The 14,486-nt window shown below is 46.5% G+C and carries 15 protein-coding genes; 3 read left to right on the top strand and 12 right to left on the bottom strand.

Annotated features, from left to right (window positions below; genetic code table 11):
* Positions 1 to 80 precede the first annotated feature (80 nt).
* Together crl and gpt are read right to left on the bottom strand one after the other, a co-directional pair.
* The gene (gene crl, locus J3U76_RS02275) at positions 81 to 479 is read right to left on the bottom strand and encodes a sigma factor-binding protein Crl (protein WP_208004052.1); all 399 of its coding nucleotides are present in this window, start codon (positions 477 to 479) and stop codon (positions 81 to 83) included.
* A 191-nt stretch (positions 480 to 670) separates the two neighbouring features.
* Positions 671 to 1,132, bottom strand: a complete 462-nt coding sequence (gene gpt / locus J3U76_RS02270) for a xanthine phosphoribosyltransferase (RefSeq protein WP_208004051.1) — start codon at positions 1,130 to 1,132, stop codon at positions 671 to 673.
* Between the two features lie 347 nt (positions 1,133 to 1,479).
* Here gpt and J3U76_RS02265 point away from each other — a divergent pair, with 347 nt between their 5' ends.
* The 3 genes from J3U76_RS02265 to J3U76_RS02255 all read left to right on the top strand — a co-directional run bounded on the left by J3U76_RS02265 (position 1,480) and on the right by J3U76_RS02255 (position 5,331).
* The gene (locus J3U76_RS02265) at positions 1,480 to 3,114 is read left to right on the top strand and encodes a cache domain-containing protein (RefSeq protein ID WP_208004050.1); all 1,635 of its coding nucleotides are present in this window, start codon (positions 1,480 to 1,482) and stop codon (positions 3,112 to 3,114) included.
* Between the two features lie 167 nt (positions 3,115 to 3,281).
* The gene (locus tag J3U76_RS02260; RefSeq protein WP_208004049.1) at positions 3,282 to 4,760 is read left to right on the top strand and encodes an aminoacyl-histidine dipeptidase; all 1,479 of its coding nucleotides are present in this window, start codon (positions 3,282 to 3,284) and stop codon (positions 4,758 to 4,760) included.
* Between the two features lie 208 nt (positions 4,761 to 4,968).
* Positions 4,969 to 5,331: a hypothetical protein gene (locus J3U76_RS02255; protein WP_208004048.1), complete on the top strand. Its 363-nt coding sequence runs from the start codon at positions 4,969 to 4,971 to the stop codon at positions 5,329 to 5,331.
* Positions 5,332 to 5,379: 48 nt separating this feature from the next.
* Here J3U76_RS02255 and dinB read toward each other — a convergent pair whose 3' ends face one another.
* The 10 genes from dinB to J3U76_RS02205 all read right to left on the bottom strand — a co-directional run bounded on the left by dinB (position 5,380) and on the right by J3U76_RS02205 (position 14,484).
* The gene (gene dinB / locus J3U76_RS02250; protein WP_208004047.1) at positions 5,380 to 6,438 is read right to left on the bottom strand and encodes a DNA polymerase IV; all 1,059 of its coding nucleotides are present in this window, start codon (positions 6,436 to 6,438) and stop codon (positions 5,380 to 5,382) included.
* Between the two features lie 213 nt (positions 6,439 to 6,651).
* Positions 6,652 to 6,876 (bottom strand): (Na+)-NQR maturation NqrM, encoded by a 225-nt coding sequence (gene nqrM / locus J3U76_RS02245; RefSeq protein WP_208004046.1) that lies wholly within the window; start codon positions 6,874 to 6,876, stop codon positions 6,652 to 6,654.
* 1 nt (position 6,877) lies between these two features.
* Positions 6,878 to 7,936, bottom strand: coding sequence for an FAD:protein FMN transferase (locus J3U76_RS02240; RefSeq protein WP_208004045.1), 1,059 nt, complete (start codon positions 7,934 to 7,936; stop codon positions 6,878 to 6,880).
* A 57-nt stretch (positions 7,937 to 7,993) separates the two neighbouring features.
* On the bottom strand, positions 7,994 to 9,217 hold the full coding sequence (gene nqrF, locus J3U76_RS02235; protein ID WP_208004044.1) for an NADH:ubiquinone reductase (Na(+)-transporting) subunit F: 1,224 nt from the start codon (positions 9,215 to 9,217) through the stop codon (positions 7,994 to 7,996).
* 25 nt (positions 9,218 to 9,242) lie between these two features.
* Complete coding sequence (gene nqrE, locus J3U76_RS02230) at positions 9,243 to 9,839, bottom strand: NADH:ubiquinone reductase (Na(+)-transporting) subunit E (protein ID WP_208004043.1); 597 nt, start codon at positions 9,837 to 9,839, stop codon at positions 9,243 to 9,245.
* 2 nt (positions 9,840 to 9,841) lie between these two features.
* Entirely contained in the window at positions 9,842 to 10,474 is a 633-nt protein-coding gene (locus J3U76_RS02225) for an NADH:ubiquinone reductase (Na(+)-transporting) subunit D (RefSeq protein WP_208004042.1), read from the bottom strand.
* Complete coding sequence (locus J3U76_RS02220; RefSeq protein WP_208004041.1) at positions 10,467 to 11,237, bottom strand: Na(+)-translocating NADH-quinone reductase subunit C; 771 nt, start codon at positions 11,235 to 11,237, stop codon at positions 10,467 to 10,469. Before J3U76_RS02220 ends, J3U76_RS02225 begins: the two co-directional genes overlap by 8 nt.
* Positions 11,230 to 12,468, bottom strand: a complete 1,239-nt coding sequence (locus J3U76_RS02215; RefSeq protein ID WP_208004040.1) for an NADH:ubiquinone reductase (Na(+)-transporting) subunit B — start codon at positions 12,466 to 12,468, stop codon at positions 11,230 to 11,232. Before J3U76_RS02215 ends, J3U76_RS02220 begins: the two co-directional genes overlap by 8 nt.
* A gap of 3 nt (positions 12,469 to 12,471) precedes the next feature.
* Positions 12,472 to 13,815 carry a Na(+)-translocating NADH-quinone reductase subunit A gene (locus tag J3U76_RS02210; RefSeq protein WP_208004039.1) on the bottom strand — a complete coding sequence of 448 codons (1,344 nt, stop codon included), beginning with the start codon at positions 13,813 to 13,815 and terminating at the stop codon, positions 12,472 to 12,474.
* A 351-nt stretch (positions 13,816 to 14,166) separates the two neighbouring features.
* Complete coding sequence (locus tag J3U76_RS02205; RefSeq protein WP_208004038.1) at positions 14,167 to 14,484, bottom strand: BolA family protein; 318 nt, start codon at positions 14,482 to 14,484, stop codon at positions 14,167 to 14,169.
* Positions 14,485 to 14,486: the final 2 nt, after the last annotated feature.

Below are 14,486 nucleotides of genomic sequence, written 5' to 3'. Positions count from 1 at the left end.
GCCGACAAAGTCGACAAGAGAATAAAATGAAACCCTTCGCTCTAACACCCCAGATGGCAACTCAATGTGGCAATAACCGCTTAAGCGATGCTGAGCACATGATCTTTTTCTAGTGCAGCAGAGGGGTTCATCGTTAGGGATTGATTCTCTAAACAGGCCTCTAGTTTAACGTAAAAATCACGTAAAGTACGTGTAACTTCTGCTTGGTGTTTTTTAGGCAAAGTACGTGCTTGCCATTCACCTTCAACATCAAAAAAACCAAACTGGTAATAGAATTCAAAATGTTGGCCGTCTTGGTTATCAAGTGTTAACCACCAGCCCCAAAATTCACGTTCACTTGGCTCCGCTTTGGCGCTAACGCATACCGCTAAACAATCAAAAAAGTACTGTGACTCGCTCGATTTCAACTCTCGTAAATAGGGACCAATTGCCGTTAATATCCGTATAAGTTTACGGTGCGTAATGGTATCTGTAGACATGCAACCTCCTTGTTAACTTGTCTATATGTAACGTGTTTTAGTGCAGGGGTAAAGGCCGCTAGTCCTGCTTGCTATAAATATCGTCTATAATCTAGCAAGCCTTAGCCTTTGGTAACTGGGGAGGGCTATCGCTTTATCTATCTATAAATAAAAAAAGGCTCCTAAGGAGCCTTTTTTTATTTTAATTTCAATTACTGCTCACACAATGGAGTAGCAAAGACGACGCCCATGTCCCACGGTTGCTCAATCCAAGTGTCTTGGCCAACGCGAGTTTCAAAGTCATCCACTAATGGCTCGCCTTTAGGCTTAGCAAATACAGTCACAAACTTAGCTTTAGGGTACATTTCACGGATCACACGTGCGGTATTGCCTGTATCCACTAAATCATCCACAATTAAAAAGCCTTCGCCATCACCATTGGCTTGTTTAATCACTTGCATATCAGAACGCTGCTGATTGTGGTCATAGCTGGCAATACACAAGGTATCAACGTGACGAATGCCTAGCTCGCGAGCCATGATAGCGGCAGGCACTAATCCACCTCGACTCACAGCAATAATACCTTTCCATTGGCTGGCAGGGAGTTGACGTTCAGCCAGCTTACGAGTTTCGCGCTGAAATGAGTCCCAAGTGACGACGAATTTATTAGACATAAGAAGAACCTTGCGTGTTAGCTTCAGACAATTTAGGCACCGCTGCCGTTTTTGTACTTAAACAAAGCCTCAATGAGCTTGTTCTAGCCAAACAGCGAGCAAACAATGGGCGCATTATAGAGATCCCTCTCATTCTTGACCAGAGTTACAGCTTTTTTATTAACGTAATGGTGAAAAATAGTGTGTTTTTTTCCACTTCTCCACGCCTCACAAAACACTAAGACTAAAGGCTAAGCTACACAGCTCGCATTTATTAAACAAACCTCCTAGTTTGCAAGGCAAATTACATTAGGCTAAACAGCTACTCACTCCTCTGAGTCAGGCCCTTATTAAGAAGGAACATGGATGTGTCTTTACTGCGCTCACTGTCTATTGCTAAACGATTGTATTTAAACTTAACTTTGCTATCTGCTGGCGTAATCATGATTACGCTATTAACACTGTGGTTGTTTTATCACAGTTTAATTGACGAAAGGCGCGATCAAGTTAGGCGCCAAGTTGAATCTACCGTCAGCCTTGTCAGTTTTTTTCATCATCAGCAACAACAAGGGCTTTTAAGTGAGCAAAAGGCACAACAACAAGCCTTGTCAGCCATTAATACCTTGCGCTATGGCAATGATGACTACTTTTGGGTGCAAGATAATCAGCCAAGTATGATACTGCACCCCATGAATCCTAAGCTAAACGGTCAAGATCTACGCCCTTTTACTGATCCTGATGGCAAGGCCTTGTTTGTAGAGATGGCCAACCAAGTGAGCAACTCAGGACAAGGGTTTGTTGATTATTTATGGCCAAAACCAGGCCTGGCAAACCCCGTGGATAAAATTTCTTATGTGCAAGGCTTTACCCCTTGGGGATGGATCATTGGTACTGGCTTATATGTTGATGACGTGCAAGACCAATTATTGTCTATTGCCAGTAAAATTTTTTTAGTGGTGATAGGGTTAGGAGTCATAGCCATAGCGGTTGCCTTTGCTTTAATACGCAGCATTTTACACCCCGTTAATGCCACCGTTCTTGCTTTACAAGAAATCTCGGGGGGCGAAGCTGATTTACGTCAACGCTTAAATGAAAAGGGCAAAGATGAAGTTAGCCAGTTAAGTAAAAGCTTTAATGAGTTTTGTTCACGATTAGCACAAACCGTACTCAAACTCTCGCCCATCAGCCAAGAGGTCAATAGTGCATCAGAACGCTTAGGTGAAATCGTGCGTCATAATCGCAGCGTGTCGGAACAACAGTCCCAAGAGACCGAACAGGTCGCCGCAGCCATGAATGAAATGATGGCTTCTAGCCAAGAGGTCGCCAACGCCGCTGAACAAGCAGCCACAGCGAGCCAAGCGTCTGCCAGCGCCGCACAAGATGGCACATTAAAAGTAGAACAGACACAAACTGAGTCAGCTAAGCTGGTAAGTGAACTCACGGATACCCAACAACAATTAAGCTCGCTGGCGGCACGCGCACAAGAAATAGGCACTGTATTAGAAGTGATCCGTGCTATTGCCGAACAAACCAACTTGTTGGCATTAAATGCCGCCATAGAAGCCGCTCGCGCCGGCGAGCAAGGGCGCGGTTTTGCCGTTGTCGCCGATGAAGTACGTAACTTAGCCATTCGCACCCAAAATTCAACCGATGAGATTGAAGATATTATTCAGCGCTTACAACAAGAAGCCAGTGCCACTGTCACCCAGATGAACGGCCTGATGCAACGGGCAACAGACACTCAGCATACTGCCGATCAAGCCGGTGATGCCTTACAGGCAATCAACCAGAGCATGGCGCTTATTAATGATATGAACAGTCACATTGCCACCGCCGCCGCACAACAGCGACAAACCACTGGTGAAATAAGTGAAAACTTAAACCGCTTAAGTGAGTTAGCCGAAGAGGGCCGCATAAAAACTCAAGAAACCGATGATGCTGGTGAAACCTTATCCGGCCTTGGCCGTCGCTTAGCTACAGAAATGAGTGCTTTTAAGGCATAAAGCAGTGTATTAAAGATCAAACTTGTTTGGTTTTACGTACCGCGGTCGACGTAGGGCGCATGGCTAACAAAGCGGTGCTTTGTTAGCTTGGCTATTTTAAAGAACTTAGCTATCTTGTATGGCTTGGCGATTTGCCTGTCTGTTTGTTTTAAAAAAGGTGTATGTTCATGACCGCAATTACTCAGCTTTCTCCCCGCCTATTGTGGCAATTTTTTGACACCTTATGCAGTATTCCTCATCCTTCAGGGCATGAAGCTGCGGTTCGCCAGTGGATAACCGACTGGGCACAAGAGCGTGGCTTAGTCACCATACAAGACACCATTGGCAACCTTATTATCCGTAAAGCGCCAACACCAGGCATGGAGCAACGCACTGGCGTTATTTTGCAAGCTCACATGGATATGGTGCCCCAAGCAAATGCCGACGTTGATCATGATTTTACTAAAGATCCCATACAGCCCTATATAGAAGATGGCTGGGTGCGTGCTCGCGGCACCACATTAGGCGCCGATAACGGCATTGGTTTAGCAGCCTGCTTAGCGGTATTAGCCGATGACAAAGTACAACACGGCCCCCTAGAAGTGTTACTCACCGTTGATGAAGAGAGCGGCATGACAGGGGCCTTTGGTTTAGCGCCTGGCATGTTACAGGGCAAGATATTACTGAACACAGATTCAGAGCAAGACGGCGATGTGTATATGGGCTGCGCCGGTGGGGTTGATGCAAACATTACCCTGCCCTATCAAGCCGAGTCTGTACCGAGTGATCATCAGGCTCTGCGCTTAAACATCAGTGGTCTGCGCGGAGGACATTCAGGGATTAACATTAATGAGGGCCGTGCCAGTGCCAATAAATTACTGGCAGAGTTACTCAATGAAATAAACAAGTTGCAGGCAGGAATTCGTCTGTCTGAAGTGAGTGGCGGCACATTGCGCAATGCTATTGCTCGTGAAGCCAGCGCGCTACTGACCTTACCCAAGAGTGCTAACCCTGCTCTCGCCGAGCTTATCACCGCCCGCCAGCAGCAATATCAGCAAGAATTTAACGGAGTCGATGACTTTATTGATCTTGAGCTCGTATCCGCAGATCTGCCACAGCGCGTGATGACGAGTGATTTACAACAAAAATTAACTCAGGCACTGCTGGCCTGCCCTCATGGCATGATGGCCGCGAGCCGTGACATAGCTGATGTTGTAGAAAGCTCAAGTAACTTAGGCGTGATCAACACAGAAACTGAGCATATTTATGTACAGTGCTTAATTCGCTCACTCAATGATACTGGGCGCGATCGGGTGGCTAATGCCACTGCCGCTGTATTTAACCTAGCAGGAGCAGATTGTGAATTTGATGGCGCATACCCAGGCTGGCAGCCCGACCCACAATCGGCGATTATGCAGCTGGTGCTCAATACCCACAAAGAACTGTTTGATCTAGTGCCTAATGTAAAAGTGATCCATGCCGGCTTAGAGTGTGGCTTATTTAAGGCCATTTATCCTGAGTGGGATATGGTGTCGTTTGGACCAACGATTCAAGGCGCGCATTCACCAGACGAACGGGTGCACATTGAAGCCGTATCTCGCTTCTGGCAATTATTAGTGCGGGTATTACGACAAATTCCTGAAGATAAAGCAGCCAGCTTTAAGTAAAGCAACGCCAAGCTAACCCCTTCTGTTGTTTAGCTCAGCTAACCCGGCGCCCATATTCATACTGTCTATGAATATAGACGCCGCTTTTTTCATTCAACATTTTCACGCAGCGGGTGCGTCAACCCTAGACCTGAGTCGTGTTATTCGAGTATTAAAGCGACCTTGCTTGATTTAAGCTCTCACTCTATTCTCTATTTAAGAGGCGCTTTTGAATATTTTTACTGCAAAATCAACAGCCGCTTGGCTGTTATTATCGTTACTGGCGACACCAGCGATGGCAAATAGCTTCTTTTCTGATATCGCGACTTTTGGCCAAGAGCTGTGGGATGAAACCAAAAAGCTGGCCCCTGGTATTCAGTATGATAAACGCAATGAAGCGGCTCCTGTGGTGCAAGCCAGCCCAAATGATGGTCGTGATCTGCCTGCCCTAGAGCCTGAAAATGCCAATATTGCCGTCAGCCAAGTAGGCAAACCCAGTAACACAAGTGTCGCTGAAGCTCCCGCTAGACAACTGGCACCGGTCGCGGCTAACCACGGCTGGCAGTTTGAAGAACAAGATCATTTGAAATAAAGATATGACGTCGAGCACCAAGCGCTAAACTAAAAGTCGACCGCTTTTTTAGCTGGGTGCTTCCCAATTAAAGCTGAGTTGATCGCAGGGCTCGTCTGATTCATGGTCAAGCTCAACACTTACCCCGACTAACCGAACACCTCGGCCATTAGCGCGCTGCCAAGCCTCTGTGCATAATTGCACGGCCATCTCAAGATTAAGTGAATGAGAGCGCCGTGATAATGTGGTTTGGGTAAAGTCTGAAAACTTTAACTTAATACAAAGCCCTTTAATGGCTCTTTTATTCAGCCGCTTAATAAGCTCTGGCCACAGCTCATGCAATATAGCTATGCCCTGCTCAGCCTGTTGAATATCTTTATCTAGGGTGGTTTCCACTCCTACTGATTTTCGAATACGATCGGTTTGTACTGGGCGCTCATCAATCCCCTGGCCACGTTGCCACAATAAAGCCCCAAACTTACCAAAGCGCTGGATAAGCGCGGCTTCTCCGACTTTTGCTAATTGATAACAGTGAGTTAACCCCATGGCACTGAGCTTTTCTGCGGTTTTGCGACCCACGCCGGGTATTTTGGCCAGTGGTAATTCACGCACAAAATCGGCCACGGCTGCGGGGGGCAGCACAAATAAGCCATCAGGCTTATTTTCATCCGAGGCAATTTTGGCTAGAAACTTGTTAGGGGCAGCACCTGCGGACGCAGTTAATTGCAGTTCTTGTTGTATGGTATAACGAATATGTTCGGCAATGCGGGTAGCGCTGCCAGCAAACCAAGGGCTATCAGTGACATCTAGATAGGCTTCATCAAGGGATAGAGGTTCAACCAGCTCGGTATAGCGAGCAAAAATGTCTTGCAGCTGTCCTGATACCGCTTTGTATTTAGGCATATCCCCCCGCACTAGCAATAAGTGCGGGCAACGTTGTAAGGCTTGATGACTCGACATGGCCGAGTGAATACCAAATTTACGGGCAGGATAATTACAAGTAGCAATCACGCCTCGGCGCTCGGCACTGCCGCCAATAGCCAAAGGAATATCACGCCACTCGGGGTGTTCACGCATTTCGACTGCAGCATAAAAGCAGTCCATATCAACATGAATAATTTTACGCATCAGTTAAGAAACAGCGATCAGCGATCAGCGATCAGCGATCAGCTTTAAGCTGTCAGTAACACAGCGTCGTTGAAATAATTGAGCCATTCTTAGGAAACAAGGATTTACTCCTAACTCGTAATAGCACCATAAATAAAAGCCGTAAACTAAAACCTCAGCCCACGCGGGCAGCTGATGGCTGATAGCTTACGGCTTATCGCTGCTCTTTTGGCGTTAAATAATACGGTTTTCTTCGAGCATTTGGCGTTTGGCTTCTGCTTTGGCCATGCGCTTTTGACGGCTTTCACAGGGGTCGTCACAGTCGCAGGCTTTATCTATGCCCACACTGCCTAAGCCACCACAAGAGCCGGCAATGGTTTTTCGCTGCACAATATAACCAATAGCCATAGCAAAAAAGACCAAGGCAAACGCTGCGAAGGTTATCAGAAAATACATCATATCAACCTCTTATGTACTTTTTAAAAGCGTGGGTCATATCTACTTTAAAGCCATCGTCCGTTTTGGTTAGCAGATACACTGCAAGCTCATGTTGTTTAGCAAAGGCAAGTGCCTGCTCTGGGCCCATTACAGTCAGTGCCGTAGCAAGCCCATCCGCTATCATACAGGAGGGATGAATGACTGTCACCGATGCCAAATTATGAGTGATCGGCTGGCCGGTTTTAGGATCAATAGTATGAGAAAGACGCTGGCCGTCAACTTCATAGTAATTACGATAATCCCCTGAGGTCGCCACACTATTATTGCCGGCCACCAGCACTTGCTGTACTAATTCATCACTGCGATTATCACTGTTATGGGGCTTTTCTACTGCCACAGTCCAGAGTTTATTATGACCATTATGACCACTCAAACGCAGTTCACCGCCAATTTCAACCAGGTGATTGGTTAAGCCCTGCTCAGATAAATACTCTGAGACAACATCAACCCCAAAGCCTTTAGCAATAGAGGATAAATCCACATACAGCTCAGGAATCGCCTTATATAAATATTGGCCATCAACATCATATTCTACTCGCAAATGCTCAAGGCCGGTATGCATTTGCGCATAAGATAATTGCTTATCACTGGGTACTTGCACTGGCCTTTCATCTGGACCAAACCCCCATAAATTAACTAAGGGGCCAACCGTTACATCCAAGGTCTGCTCTGTTTGTCGACCCAACTGTAACGCCGCTGTTACCACTTTTGCGGTATCAGCAGACACGGCAAAAGGACCTGAGTCAGTGGATTGGTTAAATTGACTGAGTTCAGAATCGGTCAGATAAGTCGACATTTGTTGATTAACGGTGGCTAGGCGTTGATCGATATTTTCTTGTATCGCTTCAACCCGTGCCGCCTCAAGACCAACAATCTTAATAGAGTAATAGGTGCCCATGGTATTACCGGTAAGGTGTTGCTCACCGCCATTCAAGGGCGCATTAATATTGGAGGGCTTACAGCCGACCAATAAAAAGGCCAGCCCCACTGGGGCCAGCCATTTCGTTATGTAAGAACTCATTAGCGTTCAATCACCTGTTGTTACTTAGGGTGTTTAAGCTGCTGTTAACTTAAGTGGTTAGCCACCAAAGTCATCAAGCATAATGTTGTCTTCTTCTACGCCCAAATCTTTGAGCAGTGTGATCACAGCGGCGTTCATTACCGGTGGTCCACACATGTAATACTCACAGTCTTCTGGCGCTTCGTGGTCTTTCAAGTAGTTCTCATACAAGACATTATGAATAAAGCCAGTATAACCGGTCCACTCATCTTCAGGTGTTGAGTCACTTAAGGCCACATGCCACTGAAAGTTATCATGCTCTTCTTGCAGCGTATCAAAATCTTCTACATAGAACATTTCGCGACGTGAACGCGCACCGTACCAGAAGCTGATCTTACGCTTAGAGTCTAAACGCTTCAGCTGATCAAAGATGTGTGAACGCATCGGCGCCATACCGGCACCCCCGCCAACAAATACCATTTCAGCATCAGTATCTTTGGCAAAGAATTCACCAAATGGACCCGAGATGGTGGCTTTATCGCCTTCTTTCAGAGACCAGATGTAAGATGACATTTTGCCTGGAGGCGCGCTCCAGTTACGTGGTGGTGGCGTTGCTACACGCACGTTTAACAAAATAATGCCTTCTTCTTCCGGATAGTTGGCCATAGAGTAAGCACGAATGGTTTCTTCGTCTACTTTAGACTCTAACTCGAAGATGTTGAACTTGTCCCAATCTTCACGGAATTTCTCTGGTACATCAAAATCTTTGTACTTAACGTGATGCGGTGGCGCTTCAATTTGAATATAACCACCGGCACGGAAAGGCACGCTTTCGCCGTTCGGAATTTTTAGCTTCAATTCTTTAATGAAGGTGGCTTTGCTATCGTTAGAGATAACTTCACACTCCCACTTCTTGATGCCAAAGACTTCTTCCGGCAATTCAATTTTCATGTCTTGCTTAACGTTAACCTGACAAGACAAACGCTCACCTTGACGGGCTTCACCTTTAGAGATGTGGTCAAGCTCAGTGGGTAAAATTTCACCACCGCCTTCTAACACTCGTACTCGACACTGGCCACAAGTACCGCCGCCGCCACAAGCAGACGACACAAAGATACCGCTATTGGCCAAGGCACCAAGCAACTTACCGCCTGCACCTGATTTGATCGCCTTCTCGGGATCATCATTGATGCTAATAGTCACATCCCCTTCCGCAACCAGCTTGGACTTAGCAAACAGGATAATGCTTACTAGGACCAGCACAATCACGGTGAACATGACTACGCCTAGAATGATTTCCATCGTTTATTCCTTTTCTATCACCGGGTTATAGGGATATGCCAGAGAAAGACATGAAGCCTAACGCCATTAAGCCGGCAGAGATAAAGGTAATCCCTAAGCCGCGTAAACCATCAGGCACATCTGAGTACTTCATCTTCTCGCGTAAACCCGCTAGCAATACAATGGCCAGCATCCAACCCACACCAGAGCCAAAGCCGTAAACGATAGACTCAGCAAAGTTATAGTCACGTTGTACCATGAAAGAGACACCACCAAAGATGGCGCAGTTTACGGCAATCAGCGGCAAGAAAATGCCCAGCGCGTTATAGAGTGCTGGAAAGAACTTATCTAACAACATTTCCAAAATTTGTACCAGTGCAGCAATAACACCGATAAAGGTAATGAAGTTCAAAAAGCTCAAATCCACACCTTCAACTAAGGCGCCGTCTTTTAGTACAAAGTTGTAAACTAGGTTGTTAACCGGTACTGCTAACGTCAGTACCACTATTACCGCAACCCCTAAGCCAAAAGACGTTTTTACCTTCTTAGATACAGCCAAAAAGGTACACATACCGAGGAAGAAGGCCAATGCCATGTTTTCGATGAAAATGGCACGGACAAACAAACTAATATAATGTTCCATGCTTACTCCTTCGCCTCAACCTGGTCTGGGCGCATGGTACGCAACACCCAGATAATGCCACCAATAATAAAAAAGGCGCTTGGTGGTAACAGCAATAAACCGTTTGCCTGATACCAACCACCATTTTTGACCAATGGCAAAATCTCGATGCCAAACCAAGTACCTGAGCCAAATAGCTCACGAATAGTGGCAACAATCAGTAAGATCAAGCCATAACCAAAGCCGTTACCGATACCATCAAAAAACGACATTAACGGTGGACTCTTCATGGCATACGCTTCAGCACGCCCCATTACGATACAGTTAGTAATAATCAAACCAACGAAGACCGACAGCTGTTTAGAAATCTCATAGGCATAGGCTTTTAAGATCTGATCCACCACTATTACCAAAGAGGCAATAATGGCCATCTGCGCGATAATACGCACCGAGTTTGGGATCTGATTACGCACTAATGAAATAAACAGATTCGAGAATGCGGTTACCGCAACTACCGCCAGCGTCATCACAAACGCAGTTTGCATTTGTGAAGTCACCGCTAATGCGGAGCAAATGCCCAACACTTGTAGCGTGATGGGGTTATTGCCGATAATAGGCCCAAAAAGAACCTTTTTAACTTCTGCTTTATCAGCCATTGTTTAGCTCTCCTTCACGTACCTTAGCTAGGAAAGGACCAAAACCTTTATCACCTAACCAGAATTCAAAGGTCTGCTGTACACCCTTAGAGGTTAAGGTTGCGCCAGACAAACCATCAACACTAGAAGGAGCATCAGCAGGAGCACCGCCTTTTACGACTTTGATTGCAGGCTGACCGTTCTCGTCATACAGCTTCTTACCTACAAACTGTGCACGCCAGCTTGGGTTTTCTACTTCGCCCCCAAGGCCCGGTGTTTCACCTTGCTCGTAATAAGTAATACCTTTAATGGTATTACCATCGGGTGCCACAGCCACAAATGCGTACATGGTCGACCATAGACCCTGACCGTGCATGGGCAGAATGATACTGTCCAAATTACCGTCTTCATCATGAGCCATATACACAGGTGCTAAGTTAGCACGACGACGAATACTGGCCGGGTCTTCGCTTGCATCAAGCTTAATGCTCGAGTCCGGTTCTTTCGCTGCCACACGTTGCTCATAACCGACAACAGGCTTGTCTGAGAAGTCACCTGTTTCAAGGTTTAATAGCTTAGCATCAATAAATTGCTCATAGTTTTCGGCTACATTTTGACGCCCAAAGCCGGCCACAGAAACAATATTGGTTTGTACATCCAGCGCTTTATTACGTTCTTGAGTCGGTTTTAGCAATACTGCCGCACCCGATACCACAATCGAACATACTAAACATAAAGCACCGATGACGGTAAAGGTTCTACCGATAGATTCTTTTTTAGCCACGAGCCAGTCTCCGTTTGATGTTAGCTTGCACTACAAAGTAGTCAAACAAGGGAGCGAACAAGTTGGCGAACAAAATAGCCAGCATCATGCCTTCAGGGAAGGCGGGGTTGACCACTCGGATGAGCACCACCATGACGCCGATCAGTGCGCCATACCACCATTTACCTTTATTGGTAAAAGAAGCAGACACAGGATCTGTTGCCATAAACACCATACCAAAGGCAAAACCACCCACTACTAAGTGCCAATACCACGGCATGCTGAACATGGCGTTAGTGTCGGAGCCTATTAGGTTAAATAACGCAGACATGGCGATCATACCGATCATGACACCGGCCACAATGCGCCAAGAAGCAATGCCTAAATAGATGATAATAAAGCCACCGATCAAGAGCGCTAAGGTAGAGACTTCACCAATAGAGCCTTGCATATTACCAATAAAAGCATCCATCCAGCTGATAACGCTGCCAGTGTTGGCATCCATCAGTGCTGATTGTCCGCCCGCAGCCCACTGACCCAGTGCGGTAGCACCAGAAAAGCCATCCACTGCCGTCCAAACTGTGTCACCTGAAATTTCTGCCGGATAAGCAAAAAACAGGAATGCACGGCCGGCTAAGGCTGGGTTAAGGAAGTTTTTACCGGTGCCGCCAAAAATTTCTTTGGCCATCACTACACCAAAAGTAATCCCTAACGCAGCTTGCCATAATGGCAAAGTCGCAGGAACAATTAAGGCAAACAGTACCGATGTCACGAAGAAACCTTCGTTTACTTCGTGCTTACGAACACTGGCAAACAAGACTTCCCAAAAACCACCCACAATAAATACCGTGGCATAAATGGGTAAGAAGTAAGTGGCGCCCAACAGCATTTTACTGCCCCAACCTGCCCCTTCGCCTAAGGTTGCCCCTAGTGCCTGAGCCAGACTGTAACGCCAGTTGCCATCAATAATACCCGCTAATTCACCTGGGCTATACATACTAATGAGGGCCGAAATAGTCTGGCCACCCGAGTTGTACATGCCAAAAAACATGGCAGGGAATGTTGCCATCCACACCATAATCATGATGCGCTTCAAATCAATGCTGTCGCGCACATGAGAGGCGTTGCGTGTCACCATACCTGGGGTATAGAGCACAGTCGCGACCGCTTCATATAAGGCGTAGAATTTTTCGTACTTCCCGCCTGGTTCGAAGTGGTGTTCCATCTTCTCCAGAGTGTGTTTTAAGCTCATTACTTAGCCCTCTAGCTCAATTGTGGTCAGACACTTGCGCAGTGCTAAGCCATAATCGTATTTACCTGGGCACACATAAGTACATAGCGCCAAATCTTCTTCATCTAGCTCTAAGCAACCTAAGGTTTGCGCACCATCAGTGTCATCAGACAATAAGTCACGTAGCAGCACAGTTGGTAAAATATCCAGCGGCATAATGCGCTCATAGTTACCAATAGGCACCATGGCTCGTGCCGAACCATTTGTGGTGGTCGTTAGGTCAAATAACTTGCCTTTAGTTAGGTGACTCAAATAGGCACGCGTCACCGAGAACTTATTAGCCCCCGGCGCAATCCAACCAAACAGCTCTTTTTCACGACCTTCAGCCATCACTGATACTTGCAGATGGTAGCGCCCTAAATAGGCATGAGGGCCGGCAGCTGCTGTACCATAAAGTACAGAACCGGAAATAACGCGGTTTTCGCCTTCTTGCAACTCACCCGAGGTTAATGTATCTAATGAGGCACCAAGACGAGTGCGTAACAAGCGAGGCTTTTGCACTACAGGGCCACCTAGCGCCACAACGCGATCGGTAAACAATTCACCGGTAGTGAAAAGCTTGCCAAAAGCGATAACATCTTGGTAGTTGATCTGCCATACCACTTTGCCTGGCACTATAGGGTCAATAAAGTGAATATGGGTACCAGGTAAACCTGCTGGATGCACGCCGGTAAAGACATGCTCTTTAATATTGGCAGCAGATGCCTGAGGTAGATTACCCTCACCTTTACATACGTTGACCTGGCCTTCTGTTAGGCGACTTAGCACTTGCAGACCATCGGTAAATGCCTGGGCATGTTCCTTAATGATCAGCTCAGCGTTAGCACTCAGTGGATTAGTATCCATGGCGGTCACAAAGATGGAGTTGGGTGTAGAGTCGATAGCTGGCACCTTACTAAAAGGTCGGGTGCGCAATGCCGTCCACATGCCGGATTCAACCAGCTGTTCACGAACAGTATCGGACTCTAATTGAGAGAGTTCAGCAGAGGTATACTTTGAAAAAGTAATCTGATCTTCACTGTCATCAACCGCAATTACTACAGACTGCAAAACACGCTTAGCACCACGGTTGATTTCAACCACGGTACCGGCGGCGGGAGCTGTGAACTTAACGCCAGGGTTCTTTTTATCTACAAAGATAACCTGACCTTTTTTAACATGATCCTCTACCTTGACGTGCATGGTAGGGCGCATGCCCACAAACTCTTCGCCCAGCGTAGCAACGCGCTTGATGGCAGGACCATCGTAGATTACTTGCTCTGGTGCCCCGGATATCGGGAGGTCCAGCCCTTTTTTAATTGTAATCATACTCACTTGCACTACTTGTTAGAGGAAGACAGGTACTTGCCATGACAGACATGACAACATGCTGATGAGTCGCTACCGGTCTGCCCACTATCTTGTCGACAACAGCCTGACCACAGTCCGGTAACATCCAGCCTAAAACCAAAGGCGCATAATGTTAGCACTTTTAACGTGGTGGCTGCCATGGCAATTACCAAAATTTACGCTTCATTAGCATAAAGGATGAGAATGCAACAATAACCCCACACAAACCATGTCTTTACATTCACTTTTTGGTTGATTTTCAAACAACTCAGTTGGCACTTTGCTAATTATGTGATTCAATGTGCAAATATCCCCTTCAGACAGAGATGATTAGCGGCTAACTCCCCCTTGCCCACGACAAGCAGGGCTATCTTGTACTTTTGCTCGCGACGCCCACTGGGCTGGCGTAAAAGTATGCAATGCCAAAGCGTGAACACCGCTAGCTAACTCATCACCAAGCAGTGTATTTAGTTTGCGATGACGTGCCAGTAGCCGCATGCCGTCAAACTGATCGCTCACCACCACTAATTTAAAGTGTGTTTCAGAGCCAGGTAACACTCTATGCATATAACTTTCGTTAATCACCTCTAGGTGTATTGGCTGCAGTGCTGCTTGCACTTTTTGCTCTATTTGCGCTTGTATTGACATAA

Origin of the sequence: Oceanisphaera pacifica (assembly GCF_017498065.1) — a bacterium.
Lineage (GTDB): Bacteria > Pseudomonadota > Gammaproteobacteria > Enterobacterales > Aeromonadaceae > Oceanimonas > Oceanimonas pacifica.
The sequence above is the reverse complement of the archived record's forward strand: the minus strand, read 5'-3'. Positions and strand labels throughout refer to the sequence as shown.

Bases quoted from the DNA above. Each gene is read 5' to 3' on its own strand.
- crl (WP_208004052.1), bottom strand. From the start codon at position 479: ATGTCTACAGATACCATTACGCACCGTAAACTTATACGGATATTAACG.
- gpt (WP_208004051.1), bottom strand. From the start codon at position 1,132: ATGTCTAATAAATTCGTCGTCACTTGGGACTCATTTCAGCGCGAAACT.
- J3U76_RS02260 (WP_208004049.1), top strand. From the start codon at position 3,282: ATGACCGCAATTACTCAGCTTTCTCCCCGCCTATTGTGGCAATTTTTT.
- dinB (WP_208004047.1), bottom strand. From the start codon at position 6,438: ATGCGTAAAATTATTCATGTTGATATGGACTGCTTTTATGCTGCAGTC.
- nqrM (WP_208004046.1), bottom strand. From the start codon at position 6,876: ATGATGTATTTTCTGATAACCTTCGCAGCGTTTGCCTTGGTCTTTTTT.
- J3U76_RS02240 (WP_208004045.1), bottom strand. From the start codon at position 7,936: ATGAGTTCTTACATAACGAAATGGCTGGCCCCAGTGGGGCTGGCCTTT.
- nqrF (WP_208004044.1), bottom strand. From the start codon at position 9,217: ATGGAAATCATTCTAGGCGTAGTCATGTTCACCGTGATTGTGCTGGTC.
- nqrE (WP_208004043.1), bottom strand. From the start codon at position 9,839: ATGGAACATTATATTAGTTTGTTTGTCCGTGCCATTTTCATCGAAAAC.
- J3U76_RS02225 (WP_208004042.1), bottom strand. From the start codon at position 10,474: ATGGCTGATAAAGCAGAAGTTAAAAAGGTTCTTTTTGGGCCTATTATC.
- J3U76_RS02215 (WP_208004040.1), bottom strand. From the start codon at position 12,468: ATGAGCTTAAAACACACTCTGGAGAAGATGGAACACCACTTCGAACCA.
- J3U76_RS02210 (WP_208004039.1), bottom strand. From the start codon at position 13,815: ATGATTACAATTAAAAAAGGGCTGGACCTCCCGATATCCGGGGCACCA.
- J3U76_RS02205 (WP_208004038.1), bottom strand. From the start codon at position 14,484: ATGTCAATACAAGCGCAAATAGAGCAAAAAGTGCAAGCAGCACTGCAG.